The organism is Streptomyces sp. NBC_01261, from assembly GCF_036226385.1.
In the GTDB taxonomy this organism is placed as follows: domain Bacteria; phylum Actinomycetota; class Actinomycetes; order Streptomycetales; family Streptomycetaceae; genus Streptomyces.
On record NZ_CP108463.1, the window covers coordinates 2,564,100 to 2,579,853 of the forward strand.

The 15,754-nt window shown below is 70.4% G+C and carries 15 protein-coding genes; 4 read left to right on the top strand and 11 right to left on the bottom strand.

The annotated features are described in order from the left end of the window. Nucleotides 1–44: 44 nt before the first annotated feature. Both OG226_RS11165 and OG226_RS11170 read right to left on the bottom strand, forming a co-directional pair. Nucleotides 45–1,679, bottom strand: a complete 1,635-nt coding sequence (locus OG226_RS11165; RefSeq protein ID WP_329348760.1) for a hypothetical protein — start codon at nucleotides 1,677–1,679, stop codon at nucleotides 45–47. A gap of 458 nt (nucleotides 1,680–2,137) precedes the next feature. Beyond that, nucleotides 2,138–2,389 carry a helix-turn-helix domain-containing protein gene (locus tag OG226_RS11170; protein ID WP_019062010.1) on the bottom strand — a complete coding sequence of 84 codons (252 nt, stop codon included), beginning with the start codon at nucleotides 2,387–2,389 and terminating at the stop codon, nucleotides 2,138–2,140. A 32-nt stretch (nucleotides 2,390–2,421) separates the two neighbouring features. Here OG226_RS11170 and map point away from each other — a divergent pair, with 32 nt between their 5' ends. Continuing rightward, complete coding sequence (gene map / locus OG226_RS11175) at nucleotides 2,422–3,189, top strand: type I methionyl aminopeptidase (protein WP_328676865.1); 768 nt, start codon at nucleotides 2,422–2,424, stop codon at nucleotides 3,187–3,189. Nucleotides 3,190–3,270: 81 nt separating this feature from the next. Here map and ggt read toward each other — a convergent pair whose 3' ends face one another. Further along, nucleotides 3,271–5,070: a gamma-glutamyltransferase gene (gene ggt / locus OG226_RS11180; RefSeq protein WP_328676867.1), complete on the bottom strand. Its 1,800-nt coding sequence runs from the start codon at nucleotides 5,068–5,070 to the stop codon at nucleotides 3,271–3,273. A 143-nt stretch (nucleotides 5,071–5,213) separates the two neighbouring features. Between ggt and OG226_RS11185 the strand changes: the two genes are divergently transcribed. Together OG226_RS11185 and OG226_RS11190 are read left to right on the top strand one after the other, a co-directional pair. Beyond that, the gene (locus OG226_RS11185) at nucleotides 5,214–5,969 is read left to right on the top strand and encodes a hypothetical protein (RefSeq protein ID WP_328676869.1); all 756 of its coding nucleotides are present in this window, start codon (nucleotides 5,214–5,216) and stop codon (nucleotides 5,967–5,969) included. Between the two features lie 116 nt (nucleotides 5,970–6,085). Next, nucleotides 6,086–7,654: a CocE/NonD family hydrolase gene (locus OG226_RS11190; RefSeq protein ID WP_328676871.1), complete on the top strand. Its 1,569-nt coding sequence runs from the start codon at nucleotides 6,086–6,088 to the stop codon at nucleotides 7,652–7,654. 37 nt (nucleotides 7,655–7,691) lie between these two features. Here OG226_RS11190 and OG226_RS11195 read toward each other — a convergent pair whose 3' ends face one another. From OG226_RS11195 to OG226_RS11215, 5 genes are all read right to left on the bottom strand, one after another. Further along, nucleotides 7,692–8,549, bottom strand: a complete 858-nt coding sequence (locus OG226_RS11195; protein WP_328676872.1) for an amino acid ABC transporter permease — start codon at nucleotides 8,547–8,549, stop codon at nucleotides 7,692–7,694. After that, nucleotides 8,546–9,190: an amino acid ABC transporter permease gene (locus OG226_RS11200; RefSeq protein ID WP_328676874.1), complete on the bottom strand. Its 645-nt coding sequence runs from the start codon at nucleotides 9,188–9,190 to the stop codon at nucleotides 8,546–8,548. The genes OG226_RS11195 and OG226_RS11200 overlap by 4 nt, the downstream gene beginning before the upstream one ends. 11 nt (nucleotides 9,191–9,201) lie before the next feature. Further along, a complete protein-coding gene (locus OG226_RS11205) occupies nucleotides 9,202–10,113 on the bottom strand; it encodes a glutamate ABC transporter substrate-binding protein (protein ID WP_329348761.1) in 912 nt (303 codons plus the stop codon). Nucleotides 10,114–10,130: 17 nt separating this feature from the next. Then, nucleotides 10,131–10,874, bottom strand: a complete 744-nt coding sequence (locus tag OG226_RS11210; RefSeq protein WP_328676879.1) for an amino acid ABC transporter ATP-binding protein — start codon at nucleotides 10,872–10,874, stop codon at nucleotides 10,131–10,133. A 113-nt stretch (nucleotides 10,875–10,987) separates the two neighbouring features. Then, nucleotides 10,988–11,395, bottom strand: a complete 408-nt coding sequence (locus tag OG226_RS11215; RefSeq protein ID WP_328676882.1) for a DUF6278 family protein — start codon at nucleotides 11,393–11,395, stop codon at nucleotides 10,988–10,990. Nucleotides 11,396–12,060: 665 nt separating this feature from the next. On the opposite strand from OG226_RS11215, the gene OG226_RS11220 reads away from it, so the two are divergent. Next, a complete protein-coding gene (locus tag OG226_RS11220; RefSeq protein ID WP_329348762.1) occupies nucleotides 12,061–12,801 on the top strand; it encodes a hypothetical protein in 741 nt (246 codons plus the stop codon). Nucleotides 12,802–12,839: 38 nt separating this feature from the next. On the opposite strand, the gene OG226_RS11225 is transcribed toward OG226_RS11220, so the two are convergent. The 3 genes from OG226_RS11225 to pcaDC all read right to left on the bottom strand — a co-directional run bounded on the left by OG226_RS11225 (nucleotide 12,840) and on the right by pcaDC (nucleotide 15,710). Then, entirely contained in the window at nucleotides 12,840–13,619 is a 780-nt protein-coding gene (locus OG226_RS11225) for an exodeoxyribonuclease III (RefSeq protein ID WP_328676886.1), read from the bottom strand. A gap of 30 nt (nucleotides 13,620–13,649) precedes the next feature. Continuing rightward, nucleotides 13,650–14,285, bottom strand: a complete 636-nt coding sequence (locus OG226_RS11230; protein WP_328676888.1) for an MBL fold metallo-hydrolase — start codon at nucleotides 14,283–14,285, stop codon at nucleotides 13,650–13,652. Nucleotides 14,286–14,420: 135 nt separating this feature from the next. Next, entirely contained in the window at nucleotides 14,421–15,710 is a 1,290-nt protein-coding gene (pcaDC, locus tag OG226_RS11235) for a bifunctional 3-oxoadipate enol-lactonase/4-carboxymuconolactone decarboxylase PcaDC (RefSeq protein ID WP_443044921.1), read from the bottom strand. Nucleotides 15,711–15,754: the final 44 nt, after the last annotated feature.

The following is a 15,754-nucleotide window of genomic DNA, read 5'->3' on the forward strand; positions in this document are numbered from 1 at the left end:
TGGGCCGCCTAGGCGGATCTCATGGACTCCGTGGAGTGCAGCGCTCACGCGCTGAAGCCGGCCACTCGTAGAGCGTGGACCAGATCCCAGTGGCACTCGTCCGAGGCACCCTGCGCGGCCTCCAGCAGCAGCGGAACCAGCTGCTGCGGGTCGGCGGCGACACTGCGGGCCGCCTCCTCGGGGGTGCGGACCCGGACGTAGGCGTCGAGAAGCGCGCTGATCTCACGGCGGCGCCCCTCCGCGGCCAGCGCGAGCACGGCCTCGCCTATCTCGCCGGCGGGGCGGGCCACGCCCTGCCGCAGGATCTGCTCGCCGTCCGCCGTACGGCCCGCCGCGACCAGCGCGTCCGCCGCGCCGACCAGCCGGTCGGCGGGCAGCGAGGCGGCCTCCCACAGCAGCGTCGCCCAGTCCGCGCCGAGCCCGGCGCGCTGCAGTTCGGCCGCGAGCAGTGGGAAGCGGGCGGCGGGCCAGTACGCGGCCTCGACGAGCAGCGCGTGCGCCTCGCCGCTCCGGCCCTCGCGCCGCAGCCCCACGAGCCGCCGCACGGCCTCCACGGTTGCCTGCCGCGCCTCCGTGTCCAACGGCTCCCGCTTCGGCTGCGCCCGCTCGACCGGCCGGGCGGCCCCGGCGAAACGCGCTCCGCGCGGGGTCCGGCGAGCGGCGGGCGTGGGAGCGGGGAGTTCCGGTACGACGGCTGCGGGGCCCGGGGCCGGGGTGCCGGCGGCCTCGTCCTCGGACAGGCCGGCGAAGCGGGCGCTGCCTCGGCGGCGCTTGCGTTGCTTGGGGGCGGGGGCGGGGGTCTCGACCTCGGCGTCGGCCTGCTCGGGGGTCTCGGTCGCGGTCGTGAGGGTGGTGGCTTCGGGGCTCGCGAGGTCGGCCCACGTGGGGTCGGGGTTGCCGTAGTCGGGGTTCGCGCGCTCGAACTCCTCGTAGCCGTGGCGGGTGTCCGGGGTCCGGTCTTCCCGGTACGCCCCATCGGCACCATCGGGGCGGCCGTATCCGCCCTGCGATCCTGTGACCGGCGCCTGCTCGGCGCCGCGCTGGCGGGGCAGCCGGTGCTGGGCCTGGTTCCCGTCGTACGCGGAGGTGTTCTGGTCCTGGTAGGTGTCGTCGACGCGGAACACGTTGCCGTGCCGGTCGCGGTGGATCGTCCCGGCGCTCCGGATGTGCGCGCGGTTGTCCAACTGCTCGATACGGGCACGGAGTTCGGTGCAGCGGGCGGTGGCGCGTTCGTGGTCGTCGTGGGCCCAGGCGAGGTCGAGGCGGAGGGCGTCGGCCTCTTCCTGGGTGGTGGCGGAGTTGAGCGACCGCCCCAGTTCCGCCTGCCGTTCGGCCGCGTACTTCTGCTCACGGAGCATCACGTCGAGCCGGTCGCTCAGGGCGTCCCGACTGCCGGGCCGGGCGTCGAACGCGGCGAGCGCGGCGGCGTGCAGGGCGCGGGCCCGTTCCTTCTCCTGGCTCGCGACACCGTGGCCGTACTCCGCGGCGAGGTCCTGGAGGAGCGCCTCCACGACGTCCCAAGGCGGTACTTCACGCCCGCCGAGACAAGCCTGCATGCCGTCGGGATCACGCTGCCAGAACACTCCGCACCAGCCGCCGCCCTGGTCCAGGCGCGCCAGGAGTCCGTCGAGGTAGTTCGCGAACTCCCGCACTTGTCCGGGGAGTTGATCCACAGCCATGCCCCAACTCCCGCCAGACCGGAATGCTCCGATCCGTAGAAAACACCATTTGTGTTACGACGCGGCTACGGAAGCTTTTCGAGCCGGGCGCAGAGATCTCGGAGCCTACGCCTCCCGACACCGCGCCCGCCGGTTCATGTCGGATCCGGCACCGACCGGGGGGCCAGGGGATGGCGGAGCCGGCTCCGCGACAGGGCGAGGAGCGCCGCCCCCGCGGCCATTTCGCGGGCGCCGAGCGCAGCGGCAACCGCGCAGGGCAGAGTCGGCGAGGCGCGACCCCGACGCGGCCGACCCGGGGCTCCCCCACCACCGGTCAGGGTCGCCGGCCGGGCGGAGGCGGCAGCCATCCGACAGGCACAGACGACTCCGGGCACGAGTGCCACGGGCCTGCACGCCTCACCCGTTCCGGCACACAGCCCGCACACGTCTCCCGTCAAGGCGCGGTCACGTTCTCCGCTTCACGCTGCCAACGGCGCGCACCTGACCACGAGTTCGTCCATGGACAGCCCGAGGGCCTCGGCGAGGGCGGACACGGTGAAGAAGGCCGGCGTGGGAGCCCGGCCCGTCTCGATCTTGCGGAGGGTTTCCGCCGAGATGCCCGCGTGCGCCGCCACGTCCGTCATGCTCCGGCCACCGCGGGCCTCGCGGAGCAGTCGGCCGAGCCGTTCGCCGCGTTCGCGCTCTTCGGGGGTGAGAGGGGTGCGTACCATGCCGTCATTCTAATACCGGTATAGTAATTGGCATGGTGGAACTGAAGACGGACACGTCTATCGATGCGATGTACGAGGCGGGCCAGGTCGTGGCCCGCGCCCTCACGGCCGTGCGGGAGGCCGCCGACGTGGGCGTGTCCCTGCTGGAACTGGACGAGGTGGCGCACGACGTGCTGCGCGCGGCCGGCGCGGGTTCGCCCTTCCTCGGCTACCGTCCCGCCTTCGCGCCCACCGCGTTCCCCGCGGTCATCTGCGCCTCCGTGAACGACGCGATCGTGCACGGCATCCCGGACGGCTACCGGCTGCGCGACGCCGACCTGGTCTCGATCGACTTCGGCGCCAAGCTGGGCGGCTGGGCCGGCGACTCGGCGATCAGCTTCATCGTCGGCGAGCCGCGCCCCGCCGACGTCCGCCTGATCGACACCGCCGAGCGCGCCCTCGCGGCGGGCATCGACGCGGCCGTCGTCGGCAACCGCATCGGCGACATCGCCCACGCGATCGGCACGGTGTGCCGCACGGCGGGCTACGGCATCATGGAGGACTTCGGCGGCCACGGCATCGGCCGCCAGATGCACGAGGACCCGGGCGTCCCGAACGAGGGCCGCCCCGGCCGCGGGCTCCCCCTCCGCCACGGCATGGTCATCGCGATCGAGCCCATGCTGATCGCGAGCGGCCGTGACGACTACCACGCGGCGAAGGACGGCTGGACCCTCAGGACGAACGACGGCTCAAGAGCGGCCCACGTGGAACACACGGTGGCGATCACGGAGAACGGTCCCAGGATTCTCACGGCACGCTGAGCTCTTCCAGGGGCGCGGGGCTGTGTCGATCGCGGCTCCGCCGCGCGGGCACGACCAGCCCCCGTCCCCACAGACCGCGAACTACGGAGCTGGATCCACCACCTGCGCGGACCCGCCACCCCGCCGCACCGTCTCCGCCGCCGCCAGCCACTTCCCACCCGGCAGCCGTTGCACACCCGTCGCCGCGCCGATCTCCGGATTCAGGGTGAAGGAGTGCCCGATGACCTCCAGCCGCTTCTTCAAGTCGCTGTTGTAGAGCGCCGGTTCGAGTTCGGTGTTGGCCGCGTTGCGCTGACTGGCGCGCGGTGCGGCGATCGCGTCGACGAGGGGCAGGCCCCGGTCGAGGAACTCGGTGAGGGTCTGCAGCACGGTCGTGATGATGGTCGCGCCACCGGGTGAACCGAGCGCCACGACAGGCTTGTCGTGCTTGTCGAGGACGATCGTCGGCGAGATCGACGAGCGCGGGCGCTTGCCCGGACCGGGCAGGTTCGGGTCGTGGACGGCCGGGTTGGCCGGGGTGAAGGAGAAGTCGGTCAGCTCGTTGTTGAGCAGGAATCCCCGGCCGGGCACGGTCATCGCGCTGCCGCCGGTCTGCTCGATGGTGAGCGTGTAGGAGACGACGTCGCCCCACTTGTCGGCGACGGTGAGATGCGTGGTGTTCTCGCCCTCGTACGTCGTCGGCGCGGCCGTTCCCTTGGCGGTGCAGGGTGTCGGGTGGCGCGGGTCGGCGGGCGCCAGCGGGCTGGTGAGGACCGCGTCGTCCTTGATGAGGCAGGCGCGCGAGTCGGCGAACTTCTGCGAGAGGAGTTCCGTCGTCGGTACGTCCTCGAAGGCGGGGTCGCCGACCCAGCGCCCCCGGTCCGCGAACGCGATCCGGCTGGCCTCGATGTAGTGGTGCAGGTACTGGACCTCACTGGCCTTCGAAAGGTCCGTCTTCTCAAGGATGTTGAGGGCCTCGCCGACGGTCGTGCCGCCGGAGGAGGAGGGCGCGATGGAGTAGACACCGAGTCCGCGGTACGAGGTCTTCGTGGGCGCCTGGAGCTTGGCGCGGTACACGGCGAGGTCCTTGGCGGACAGCTTGCCGGGGCGGGCGTTCCAGCCCGAACTCGCGTCCACCTTGGGGGTGTTGACCGTGGCGAGGATGTCCTTGCCGAGATCGCCGCGGTAGATCGTACCGATCCCCTTCTTGCCCAACTCCTTGTACGTCTTGGCGAGTTCGGGGTTCTTGAACGAGGAGCCGACGACGGGCAGCGCGCCGCCCGGCAGGAACAGCTTGGCGGTGTCCGGGAAGTAGCGGAAGCGGGTCTCGTTGGACGCGGTCTGGCTGCGGAAGGTGTCGTCGACCGTGAAGCCGTCGCTCGCGATCCGCTCGGCGGGCTTGAGCACCGTGCCGAGCTTCTCGTTGCCCCACCGGTCGAGGGCCGTCTGCCAGGTGGCGGCCGTGCCCGGGGTGCCGACGCTGAGGCCGCTGCTGACGGCGTCGTTGAAGGCGAGGGCCTTGCCGTTCTCCACGAAGAGGTTGGAGTCGGCGGTCAGCGGCGCGGTCTCGCGGCCGTCGATGGTGTGCACCGTACGGGACTTGGCGTCGTAGTAGACGAAGTAGCCGCCTCCCCCGATGCCCGAGGAGTAGGGCTCGGTGACGCCGAGCGCGGCGGCGGTGGCGACGGCCGCGTCGACCGCGTTGCCGCCCTTCTTCAGGACCTCGATACCGGCCGCGGTGGCGTCCGCGTCGACGCTCGCGACCGCGCCGCCGTAGCCGACCGCGACCGGAACCTTCGTCGGTGTGCTGCTCGTTGCCGCCGGTGGGGCCGCTGCCCCGACCGACACGACGGCGGCCGATACCGCCAGGACCGACAGTTTCCGTGCCACAGGGCGACGCATCCGTACCTCCAGTCCAGAACCGTCCGCGCAGCGTATCCACCTGGCACGGGCCCGGACAGACCGCTTCCGGCCGCCGCCACACGAACGTCACACGTCGAACACCGGTACGTACCAGCCACATCGGACCGCTAACATGCGCGCCCATGAATGACGACCTGCGCAACATCGTTCTGGGCGTGGCCGCCGCCGGCATCAGCGCCGCGCTCGGCTGGCTCGCCCGCACCTATCTGTGGAAGCGCAAACTCCGGCGCAAGCAGGCGTTCTTCGGGCTGCCCGACAACTCCGAGTCGCTGCTCGTGGTGAACCGCGAGGCGGGCGGCCCCGAACTCACGGTCATGCGGCACGACGTGTTCGCGCTCCTCGAACTCGCGGCCCTGATCAAGGACTGCAACGCACACGCCCAGGTCGTCGCGCACGACGCGACCCAGCAGGGCTTCGGCGAACGCACGGAGTTCTGCGTGGGCGGCCCGGCCTCCAACCGCCGGATGGCCGCGCACCTGGCGTCCCTGCTGCCCGGCATCCGCGTCAACGTCGACCCCGAGCCGGGACCGGACCGGGGTGCTTTCCAGATAGGCAGTGAGCGCTACCGACTTGAGCCCGGCAAGGGCGAGTTCGTTCTTCTCGCCCGGCTCACCGCAGGTCAACTGGGCGGCGCGCGGCCGGTGTTCCTCTTCTGCGGCCAGCGCGCGATCACCAACCAGGCGGCGACCCGCTATCTCGCCCGCAACCACGAGAAGTTGGCCCGCAAACACGGCGGCAACACCTTCGTCCTGCTGCTGAAGGTGGTCAACTCGCAGGCGTACGGCCCCGATGTGGTGGAGCTGGTCGCGGATGTGACGCGGGCGGCGGAGACGCCGCTACCTGCACCGGCTCCTCGGAGCACGCATCGCGCCTCCTGAGGTCGCACACACGTCAACAATCTTTACTGGCACGTAACTTACTGACGGGTTACCTCAGGTAGGGGGCTGCGGTTACCGTCGGGTCACTTTGCATTGACACGTGTGAGGAGTGACCCGTGCGAAACCGCCGCAAGGCCCTGCGTACGACGGCCGTGGGCGCCGTTTCCGCGACCCTGATCGCCGGAGGCGTCCTCGGGCTCACCCCTGTGGCCCAGGCCGCCACGAACGGCGTCCGCTTCGTCGACATCGCCGGCGACGGCGGTACGAAGCTCGCGGCGAACGTCGTCACGCCGGCGGACGCCGACGGCTCGCGCGACTACCCCCTCCTCGTGCTGCCCACGAGCTGGGGATTCCCGCAGGTCCAGTACCTGGCCCAGGCCCAGAAGCTCGCGAACTCCGGCTATGTCGTGGTGAGTTACAACGTCCGCGGCTTCTGGCAGTCCGGCGGCGGGATAGAGGTCGGCGGCCCGGCCGACGTGGCCGACGCGTCCAAGGTGATCGACTGGGCGCTCGCCAACACCCCCTCCGACGCGGGGCACATCGGGATGGCGGGCGTGTCGTACGGCGCCGGTATCAGCCTGCTCGCGGCCGCACATGACAAGCGGATCAGGGCAGTTGCCTCGCTGAGCGGTTGGGCCGACCTGATCGGCTCGATCTACTCGGGCCGTACCGAGCACTCCCAGGCGACCGCCCTGCTGGACGGCGTCGGCCTCGTCACCGGCCGGCCGAGCGCGGAGACCAGCCAGGTCTTCAAGGACTTCTTCGCCGCCGACCTGTCCAAGGAGCAGGAGTTGATCGACTGGGGCAAGGAGCGATCGCCCGCCACCTACCTCGACCGGATCAACAAGAACGGCGCGGCGATCATGCTCGCGAACGCCTGGGGCGACACGATCTTCCCGCCCAATCAAATCGCCGACTTCTACGGGAAGTTGAGCGGGCCCAAGCGGCTCGAACTCCGGCCCGGCGACCATGCCACCGCCGAGCTGACCGGACTGTTCGGGCTGCCCAACGATGTGTGGACGGACACCGAGCGCTGGTTCGACCACTACCTCAAGGGCGCGGACAACGGCGTCGACCGCGAGCAGCCGGTCGAGCTCAAGTCCCGTTCCACGGGCGGCTACGAGGGCTATCCGGACTGGAAGTCGGTCGGCGCGACACGGAAGAAGATCGACCTCGCGGGCACGACCACCATCCACACCAACGTCGACTCGGGCGCCGACGGCGGGGTCGTCTTCCTGTCCAGCATCCTCGACCAGGTGGCTCAGGTGCCCCCGGTCGCGTGGGTCCCGCTGCTGCCGCGCCGCTGGGCCGCCGTATGGCAGTCGGGGACGTACACGAGTGCCCAACAGGTGCGCGGGACGGTGAAGTTGCACACCACGGTCACGGACACCAAGGAGAGCGGCACCCTCGTCGCGTACCTCTACGACGTGGGCCCGCTCGGCCTCGGCAAGCTGGTCAGCAACGCGCCGTACACCTGGCACGGGCAGCAGCCCGGCCAACCGTTCGGTGTGGACCTGGAGTTGTTCTCCACGGCCTACGACGTCCCGGCAGGGCATCGTCTCGCCCTGGTCGTCGACACGGTCGACCCGCTCTACATCGAGCACAACCCGACCGGCGCGCAGCTGACCTTCTCCTCGCCCGCGAACGACCCGTCGTACGTGTCGATCCCGCTGCGCGAGCAGTGATCTCCGGCTGCTGCCGGACGGGCAGGTGCCCTCTCGACTACTGCACCCGCGGCAGCAGCGTCCCTGGTTCGGCCGGGGCCACCTCAGTGGCCCCGGTCTTGGGACTGCGCTGCTCCCGGCGGGACACCCAACCGGCGAACCAGGAGAGCAGCATGCACATCCCGATGTAGATCGGCGAGATCACCATCACCACGGGGATGAACGGCAAATCGTAGTCGAGGTTCGACGCGATCAGCTTCCCGGCATGGAGAAACTCCTCATAGGTGATCAGATAGCCCAGCGAGGTGTCCTTCAGCGCGACCACCAACTGGCTGATGATCGCGGGCAGCATGGCCCGTACGGCCTGCGGGACAAGGACGTACGACATGACGTGGACCTTGCGCATGCCGAGGGCGAACGCGGCCTCCCGCTGGCCGCGTTCGACGCTGTTGACGCCGGAGCGGAAGACCTCGGCGAGCACCGAGCCGTTGTAGAGCGTGAGGCCCGCGACCAGTGCGGGCAGCGGCTGCGCCTTGAGCGCCACGAAGATGAAGAAGATCATCACGAGGACGGGCATGGCGCGGAAGAACTCCACGACGACCGTGGACAGCCAGCGCACGGGCCGGTGGTCCGAGAGTCGTCCCACCGCGAGCAGGGTGCCAAGTGCCAGTGACAGCACGGCCGCGAGCCCGAAGGCCTTGAGCGTGTTGCCGAGGCCGCGCAGCAGCAGTTCCTGAATTCCCTTGTACTCGAAGGGCATCCACTTCGTGTAGGTGAACTGGTCGGTGTCGAACAGGAGATAGAGGATCCAGCCGAGCAGCGCGAGGATGACGACCGTGGAGGCGATGCCGTAAAGGCGGTGCCGTTTGCGGGTCTTGGGGCCGGGGACGTCGTAGAGGGCGTTGGCGGTGGTCATCGGGCGACTCCCCATTTCCTCTCCAGCACGTTGAACAGCGCGCTGATGGCGAGGGTGATGATCAGGTAGCCGACGGCGATCCAGACGAACGTCCAGACGATGTTGTAGCCGAGTTCGCTCAACGTCCGGTAGGTGCCGAGGAGTTCGGTGACGCTGAACGCGCCGGCGATCGCCGAGTTCTTGGCGAGGGCGATGAGGGTGGAGCCGACCGGCGGGATCACCGAGCGGAACGCCTGCGGCAGGACGACGAGTCCGAGGCTCTGCCCGAAGGACATGCCGAGGCTGCGGGCCGCCTCCCCCTGGCCCCTGGGCACGGTGTTGATGCCGGAGCGCAGCGCCTCGCAGATGAACGCCGAGGTGTAGCAGCCGAGCGCGAGGACCGCGAACACCTTGAAGGGCAGCACGAGTCCGAAGCGCGGCAGGCCGAGCAGCACCGCGAAGAACAGCAGGGTGAGCGGGGTGTTGCGCAGCACGGTCACCCACACCGTCCCGAAGACCCGCAGCGAGCCGACCGGGGCGACCCGGAAGGAGGCCATGAGGAAGCCGAGGAAGAGCGCCAACACCGAGGCGTAGACGGTCAGTTCGACGGTGCCGAGGAAGCCGTCGCCGAAGGTCGAGAAGTTGTCGGTCAGTACGTTCACGTCTGCCTCCCTCAGCTCGCCGGGTAGCGGTCGATCGTGGGCGGGGTGGGCGCGGGCACTCCGGACAGGCCGAGCGTCGCCTCGTACGCCTTCTTCCAGTCACCGTTCTTCTCACGGGCCTCCAACGCGTCGTCGAGGGCGAACCGCAGGGCGTTGTCGCCGTGCGGGACACCGATGCCGTACGGCTCCTTCGAGAAGGGCTTGCCGACGACCTTGAGCTGGTCGGGGACCTTGGCCGCGTAGCCGATGAGGATCGCGTCGTCGGTGGTGACGGCGGCCACCTGATAGGTGAGCAGGTTGTCGACACAGACCGAGTACGTGTCGTAGGCGACGAGTTGGGCCTTCGGATAGTCGTCCTTGATGCGCTGGTACGGCGTGGAGCCGGCCGCAGAGCAGACGCGTTTGCCGGCGAGGTCCTGCGGGCCGTGGATGTCGTGCTCGTCGGTGCGGACGAGGAGCGACTGGCCGGCCAGGTAGTAGGGGCCGGCGAAGCCGACGAGTTTCTTGCGCATGTCGTTGATGGTGTAGGTGCCGACGTAGTAGTCGATCTGGCCGTTCTGCAGGGCGGTTTCGCGGTTGGCGGAGGCGATCGTGCGGAAGTGGATCGTCCTCGGGGCGAAGCCGAGGGAGGCCGACATCATCTTGGCGATCTCGATGTCGAAGCCGGAGTAGGTGCCCGTCGCGGGGTCCTTCTCACCGAGGTAGGGCTGGTCCTCCTTGGCGCCGACATTGAAGTAGCCGCGCTTCTTCGCCCGCTTCCAGGTCTTGGAGTCGGGGAGCTGAAAGCCTTGTGCCACTTGGTAGTTGGGGAGTTTCTCGGCGGCCGGGCCCTTGACGGGCGGGCTGCCCTCCTTGCCGCAGGCGCTCGCGCACAGCACGGCGAGCACGGCGACGGCGAGGGACGCACGGGTGGTACGGAACATGGATCGCACTCCCCCGCTCAGTGCTTGAGGATCTTGGACAGGAAGTCCTTGGCCCGGTCGCTGCGCGGGTTGGTGAAGAACTCCTCGGGGGTGCGGTCCTCGACGATGCGACCGTCGGCCATGAACACGACGCGGTTGGCGGCGGAGCGGGCGAAGCCCATCTCGTGGGTGACGACGACCATCGTCATGCCCTCGTGGGCGAGTTGGCGCATGACCTCAAGGACCTCGTTGATCATCTCCGGGTCGAGGGCCGAGGTCGGCTCGTCGAAGAGGAGCGCTTTGGGTTCCATGGCGAGGGCGCGGGCGATGGCCACGCGCTGCTGCTGGCCGCCGGAGAGCTGCGCGGGGAACTTCGGCGCCTGGGAGGCGAGTCCCACGCGGTCCAGGAGCTCCGACGACCGCCTGTCGGCGTCCTCGCGCTTGCGCTTGCGGACCTTCACCTGGGCCAGCGAGACGTTCTGCAGGACCGTCTTGTGGGCGAACAGGTTGAAGGACTGGAAGACCATGCCGACCTCGGCGCGCAGCTTCGCGAGGGCCTTGCCCTCCTCGGGCAGCGGCTGCCCGTCGAGCTTGATCGTCCCGGACTCGATGGTCTCCAGCCGGTTGATCGCCCGGCACAGCGTCGACTTTCCCGACCCCGACGGGCCGATGACCACGACCACCTCCCCCTTGCCGACGGTGAGGTTGATGTCCTGCAGGACATGCAGCTCCCCGTAGTACTTGTTGACGTCACGCAGTTCGATCAACGGATCGACGGCCATGCCCAGCCCCACTCACTCTCAGCTGTGTCGTGGTCGCCGCAAACTATCCAGACAAGAGAGGAGTTAAGGCACGACACGCACTTTTCGGGCATTAGCCGTATTTAAGCCCGGCGTTACTCTTCCGCGACCTCCGCGTACAGCTGCGAGAGTTCGGGTACACCGCTGGCGGCCCACTCGTGTCCGGAGGCCACGACGTCGAACTCCCGCCCGGAGTCGAGCCGTACGACGGGCTGGCCGTTCGGCCAGATCGCCCAGGCGGCGCCCGGCACCGTCCGCACGATCACCGTCCCCAGATACAGACCGGCGTCGTTGCCGAGCCAGGACATGGTCTCCTCGTCGTCCCGCCAGCGGGGCACCAGTTGGTCGAGCGCCTCCAACGAGCCCACGGAGTCGTCGAGTTGGACTCCCTCCCGGGCCGCGTGGGAGCGGAGCAGTTCGCACTCGGACAGCGGTTCGGCGATGCCCTCGGGGTCGTGCACACCGCGCTTCTCGCCCCGGTTGCCCAGGAAAGGGATGTTCATACTCCCAGCGTGTCATTCGTACCGCCGTACGCACCACAGGGCGTCGCGGGTGGCGTGTCAGCCCCCGGTCCGAAAGGGGGAAAGCCCTTCTGCCGAGGGCGGATTGGCCGGATGGTGGGTGCGATGTCCGCTTCGTACGGTCGCCGTATGAAGCGGACAGGCAAGTTGATGGTGCTGTGGTCGGTGACCGTCGCCCCGGTGGTGAGCGGTTCGGTGTCCGCGGGTGCCGTGGGGGCGGGGGCCGTTGGGACCGCGTCGGCGCACGGAGCGCCCGACACGGCGCGGGGGCGACTGGTGTCGGTGGTGCACCTGCGGACGCTGTCCGCGCGGGAGGTGGCCGCCGAGGTGCGGGGCGACGAGGACGGCGCGTGGGACGCCGGTGCCGTCCGCTACGGCGTCGACACCTACCGGGTGGTGTACCGCACGGTGGATCCGAAGGGCCGGCCCACCACCGCCAGCGGGCTCCTGGCGTTCCCGCGCAACGGTGAACGGCGGTTGCGCACCGTCTCGTTCACGCACGGCACCGAACTCTTCAAGGAAGACGTCGCCTCGGTGTCGTCCGAGGTGTGGAGCCAGGCGCCCGCCCTGACCTACGCGTCCGCGGGCTTCGCCGTCGTCCTCCCGGACTACCTGGGTCTGGGCCTCGGCCCGGTCGGCAGCAGTGGATGGACGTGCCCTCCGAGACGACCACCGCGCTGGACCTGCTGCGGGCCGCGGACTCCTACGCGCCCACGATCGGGCGGCAGTTGGGGCGGGACGTGTTCATCACCGGCTTCTCGCAAGGGGCTTCGGCCGCGCTCGGACCGGCGCGTGCTCTCCAGGAGGGGGCCGATCCCCGCTTCCGGGCCGCGGCGCCGGCACCGGTCAGCGGCGCGTACGCCTTCCGGGACGTGGCGCTGCCCGCCTTGCTGGACGGGCGCGCGGACCCGAAGGACGGCGTCATCTACACCGCGCTGGCCCTCGTCTCCTTCAACCGGCTCCATCACGTCTACGACAACCCCGGCGAGGTCTTCCGGGCACCGTACTGCCGCACGATCGAGGGCCTGTTGGACGGCACGCACACCGGCCAGGAGGTCATGGCCCGGACCCCGGACACCGTGGACGAACTGCTCACGGCACACGGGCGGGCGCTGCTCGCGCATCCGACGGGCGGGCCGGCCGCCGCGCTGCGCGTCACCGACGGGGTGTGCACGGACTGGACGCCCCAGGCTCCGGTGCGGCTGTACTACGCCGAGGGCGACGAGCAGGCCGTGAACGGCAACAGCGAGCACTGCCAGGCCTCGTTCCGCGCCCGGGGTGTCGAGGCGCCGCTGGTCGACCTCGGCACTCCGGACTACGGCGGCTCCCGCCACCTGGGCTCCCAACGGGCGGCGACGACAGCCGTCGTGGCTGGTTCGCGTCCCTGAACTGAGCGGCGGGCCGGTGCCTCGGCGGGTGCCTCGGGTCAGACGTCCAGGTCGACGACCACGGGCGCGTGGTCCGAGGCGCCCTTGCCCTTGCGCTCCTCGCGGTCCACGTAGGAGTCGGTGACGGCCTTCGCGAACGGTTCGTTGCCGTAGACCAGGTCGATGCGCATACCGCGGTTCTTCGGGAAGGCGAGCTGGCGGTAGTCCCAATAGGTGTACGGGTGGTCGTACTTGAGGGGGCGCGGGACCACGTCGGACAGGCCCGCGTCACGCAGGGCGGTCAGGGCGGCGCGCTCGGCGGGGGTGACGTGGGTGAGGCCCTCGAAGGCGGCCACGTCGAAGACGTCGTCGTCCGTCGGTGCCACGTTGTAGTCGCCGAGCACCGCGAAGGGGCGGCTGCCCTGCGCGTCGTCGGCGACGGCCGCCCTGAGGGCCTCGAACCACTGGAGCTTGTACGCGTAGTGGGGGTGGTCCACCTCCCGGCCGTTCGGCACGTACACCGACCAGACGCGGACCGGGCCGCAGGTCGCCGCGACGGCGCGGGGCTCCTGGACGCCCTCGTAACCGGGGTCCCCGGGAAGGCCCTTGACCACGTCGTCGAGCCCTACGCGGGAGAGCACCGCCACTCCGTTCCACCGACCGGTCGCGTTGACCGCCGCCTCGTAGCCCGCCTCGCGCAGCGCGTCGAACGGGAACTGCGCCTCGGCCAGCTTGGCCTCCTGGAGGCACAACACGTCGGTGCCGCTGCTCTCCAGCCAGGCCAGGAGCCTCGGCAGACGGGCGGTGATCGAGTTCACGTTCCAGGTCGCGATGCGCATGCCCCACAACCTACCGGGCGGGTCCGACACTCACAGGTCCGCCGCCTCGCCGGGCGCCAGCCGCAGGTGCTCCGCACCGCCGAGCGCACCGATCTGCATGTCGTAGATCGGGCGGGCGAGGTCGGTGAGCAGGGCGTCGTGGATGTCGTAGGCGCGCTGCGGCTTGACCTCGCGGACGTAGTCGATGACCTCGGAGATCTTGCTCCAGGGGGCCATGACCGGGAGCATCAGCGTCTCGACGGTGTGGTCGGGGACCGTGAGGGCGTCGCCGGGGTGGAAGACCCGGCCGCCGTCGACGAGGAAGCCGACGTTGGTGATGCGCGGGATGTCCGGGTGGATCACGGCGTGCAGTTCGCCGTGCACCTGGACGTCGAAGCCCGCCGCCGTGAAGGTGTCGCCGTGGCCGACCGTGTGCACGCGGCCCGGGAAGGCGGCGGAGAGCTGGTCCGCGACCGACTTCAGCGTCCAGATCTCGGCCGCCGGGTTGGCCTCCAGGCCGGCCCGCAGCCGGTCCTCGTTGAAGTGGTCGAGGTGCTCGTGGGTGACCAGGATCGCGTCCGCGCCGACCGCGGCGTCCTCCTCGGTGAAGGAGCCCGGGTCGATGACGAGCGACCGGCCGTCCTTCTCCAGACGGATGCAGGCGTGCGAGTTCTTCGTCAGCTTCATGGGTCCATCCTGCCGCGCCGGAACGGCGGACGGGCTGGTGAGGCTGGTGCTTTCGGTGCCCGTCTGAAGATCACTCCGTGGGGTCGCGGGGTGAGGTCTCGGGGTGAGGTCTCGGGGTGACGTCTCGGGGTGAGGTCACTCGGTGGGCGTCGTCTCCTCGCGGATGACCTGCTGGGCGACCTTGAACGCGCTGTTCGCCGCCGGTACCCCGCAGTACACGGCGGCCTGCATGAGCACTTCCTTGATCTCGGGCGGGGTGAGGCCGTTGCGCAGCGCCGCCCGGGTGTGGAAGGCCAGCTCGTCCAGGTGACCGCCCGCGACCAGCGCGGTGAGGGTGACACAGCTGCGCGAGCGCCGGTCGAGGCCGGGCCGGTCCCAGATCTCGCCCCAGGCGTAGCGGGTGATGAAGTCCTGGAAGTCCCCGGAGAACTCGTCGGCCTGCGCCAGCGCCCGGTCGACATGCGCGTCGCCGAGCACCTCGCGGCGGACCTTGATCCCGGCGTCGTAGGGATCCGGACGGCCCATGGCGTGCGGCGGCGCGGGGGGCGGCGGCGCGATCTCGGCGATGGGCGCGAGCTGCGGCGGCGGGGCGAGGACCGGTTTGACCGGGGTCGCCGCGATGGCGAACTGCCCGGTGGAGTGCTCGTGGGCGGGCTGCCAGGCGGTGGAGAAGTGCCGGACCAGGAGGTCGGTCACGGCCGCGGGCTGCTCGACCGGGACCAGGTGCGAGGCGCCGGGTACGACCGCGAGGCGCGCGTCCGGGATGCCGGCGACCAGCGTGCGGGCCTCGGCGGGGCCGGTGACCTGGTCGTCGGAGCCGACGAGGACGAGGGTCGGCACGCCGATCCGGGCGAGTTCGGACCGCACGTCGAACGCGGCCAGCGACTCGCACGCGGCGATGTAGCAGCCGGGGTCGGTGGTGCGCACCATCTGGACGGCCCACTCGGTGATCGCGGGCTGCGACGCGGCGAACCCGCTGGTGAACCAGCGCTCGGGCGAGGTACGGGCGATGGGGTCGAGCCCGTTCGTCCGCACGATCACGCCGCGCTGGCGGAACTCGTCCGCCGTGCCGAAGCGGGGCGAGGCGGCGATCAACGCCAGCGAGGCCACGCGCTCCGGGTGGCGCAGGACCAGTTCGAGACCGACCGCGCCGCCGAGCGCGCAGCCCGCGTAGCCGAAGCGCTGCACGCCGAGGGCGTCGAGCGTCGCCAGCAGCCGGTCGGCCAGGTCGGCGACCGAGCCGGTCGGGTGCGCGGGCGAGCCGCCGTGACCCGGCAGGTCGTACCGGAAGACCCGCCACTGCTTCGCCAGTTCGGGCACCTGGCGATCGAACATGTGCCACGTCGTCCCGAGGGACGGGCCCAGGATGAGAACGGGCGCGTCTTCGGGGCCGTCGAAGCGGTACTGCAGGGCGGGGGTCTTCATGTCGCTCACCGCTCCAACGTAACCGCCGTTTCTTACGGTCCGGC

Coding starts and splice junctions, on each gene's coding strand:
- ggt (WP_328676867.1), bottom strand. CDS start 5,070: ATGCGTCGCCCTGTGGCACGGAAACTGTCGGTCCTGGCGGTATCGGCC.
- pcaDC (WP_443044921.1), bottom strand. CDS start 15,710: ATGAAGACCCCCGCCCTGCAGTACCGCTTCGACGGCCCCGAAGACGCG.
- OG226_RS11230 (WP_328676888.1), bottom strand. CDS start 14,285: ATGAAGCTGACGAAGAACTCGCACGCCTGCATCCGTCTGGAGAAGGAC.
- OG226_RS11165 (WP_329348760.1), bottom strand. CDS start 1,679: ATGGCTGTGGATCAACTCCCCGGACAAGTGCGGGAGTTCGCGAACTAC.
- OG226_RS11225 (WP_328676886.1), bottom strand. CDS start 13,619: ATGCGCATCGCGACCTGGAACGTGAACTCGATCACCGCCCGTCTGCCG.
- map (WP_328676865.1), top strand. CDS start 2,422: ATGGTGGAACTGAAGACGGACACGTCTATCGATGCGATGTACGAGGCG.
- OG226_RS11185 (WP_328676869.1), top strand. CDS start 5,214: ATGAATGACGACCTGCGCAACATCGTTCTGGGCGTGGCCGCCGCCGGC.
- OG226_RS11205 (WP_329348761.1), bottom strand. CDS start 10,113: ATGTTCCGTACCACCCGTGCGTCCCTCGCCGTCGCCGTGCTCGCCGTG.
- OG226_RS11195 (WP_328676872.1), bottom strand. CDS start 8,549: ATGACCACCGCCAACGCCCTCTACGACGTCCCCGGCCCCAAGACCCGC.
- OG226_RS11220 (WP_329348762.1), top strand. CDS start 12,061: ATGGACGTGCCCTCCGAGACGACCACCGCGCTGGACCTGCTGCGGGCC.
- OG226_RS11170 (WP_019062010.1), bottom strand. CDS start 2,389: ATGGTACGCACCCCTCTCACCCCCGAAGAGCGCGAACGCGGCGAACGG.
- OG226_RS11210 (WP_328676879.1), bottom strand. CDS start 10,874: ATGGCCGTCGATCCGTTGATCGAACTGCGTGACGTCAACAAGTACTAC.
- OG226_RS11215 (WP_328676882.1), bottom strand. CDS start 11,395: ATGAACATCCCTTTCCTGGGCAACCGGGGCGAGAAGCGCGGTGTGCAC.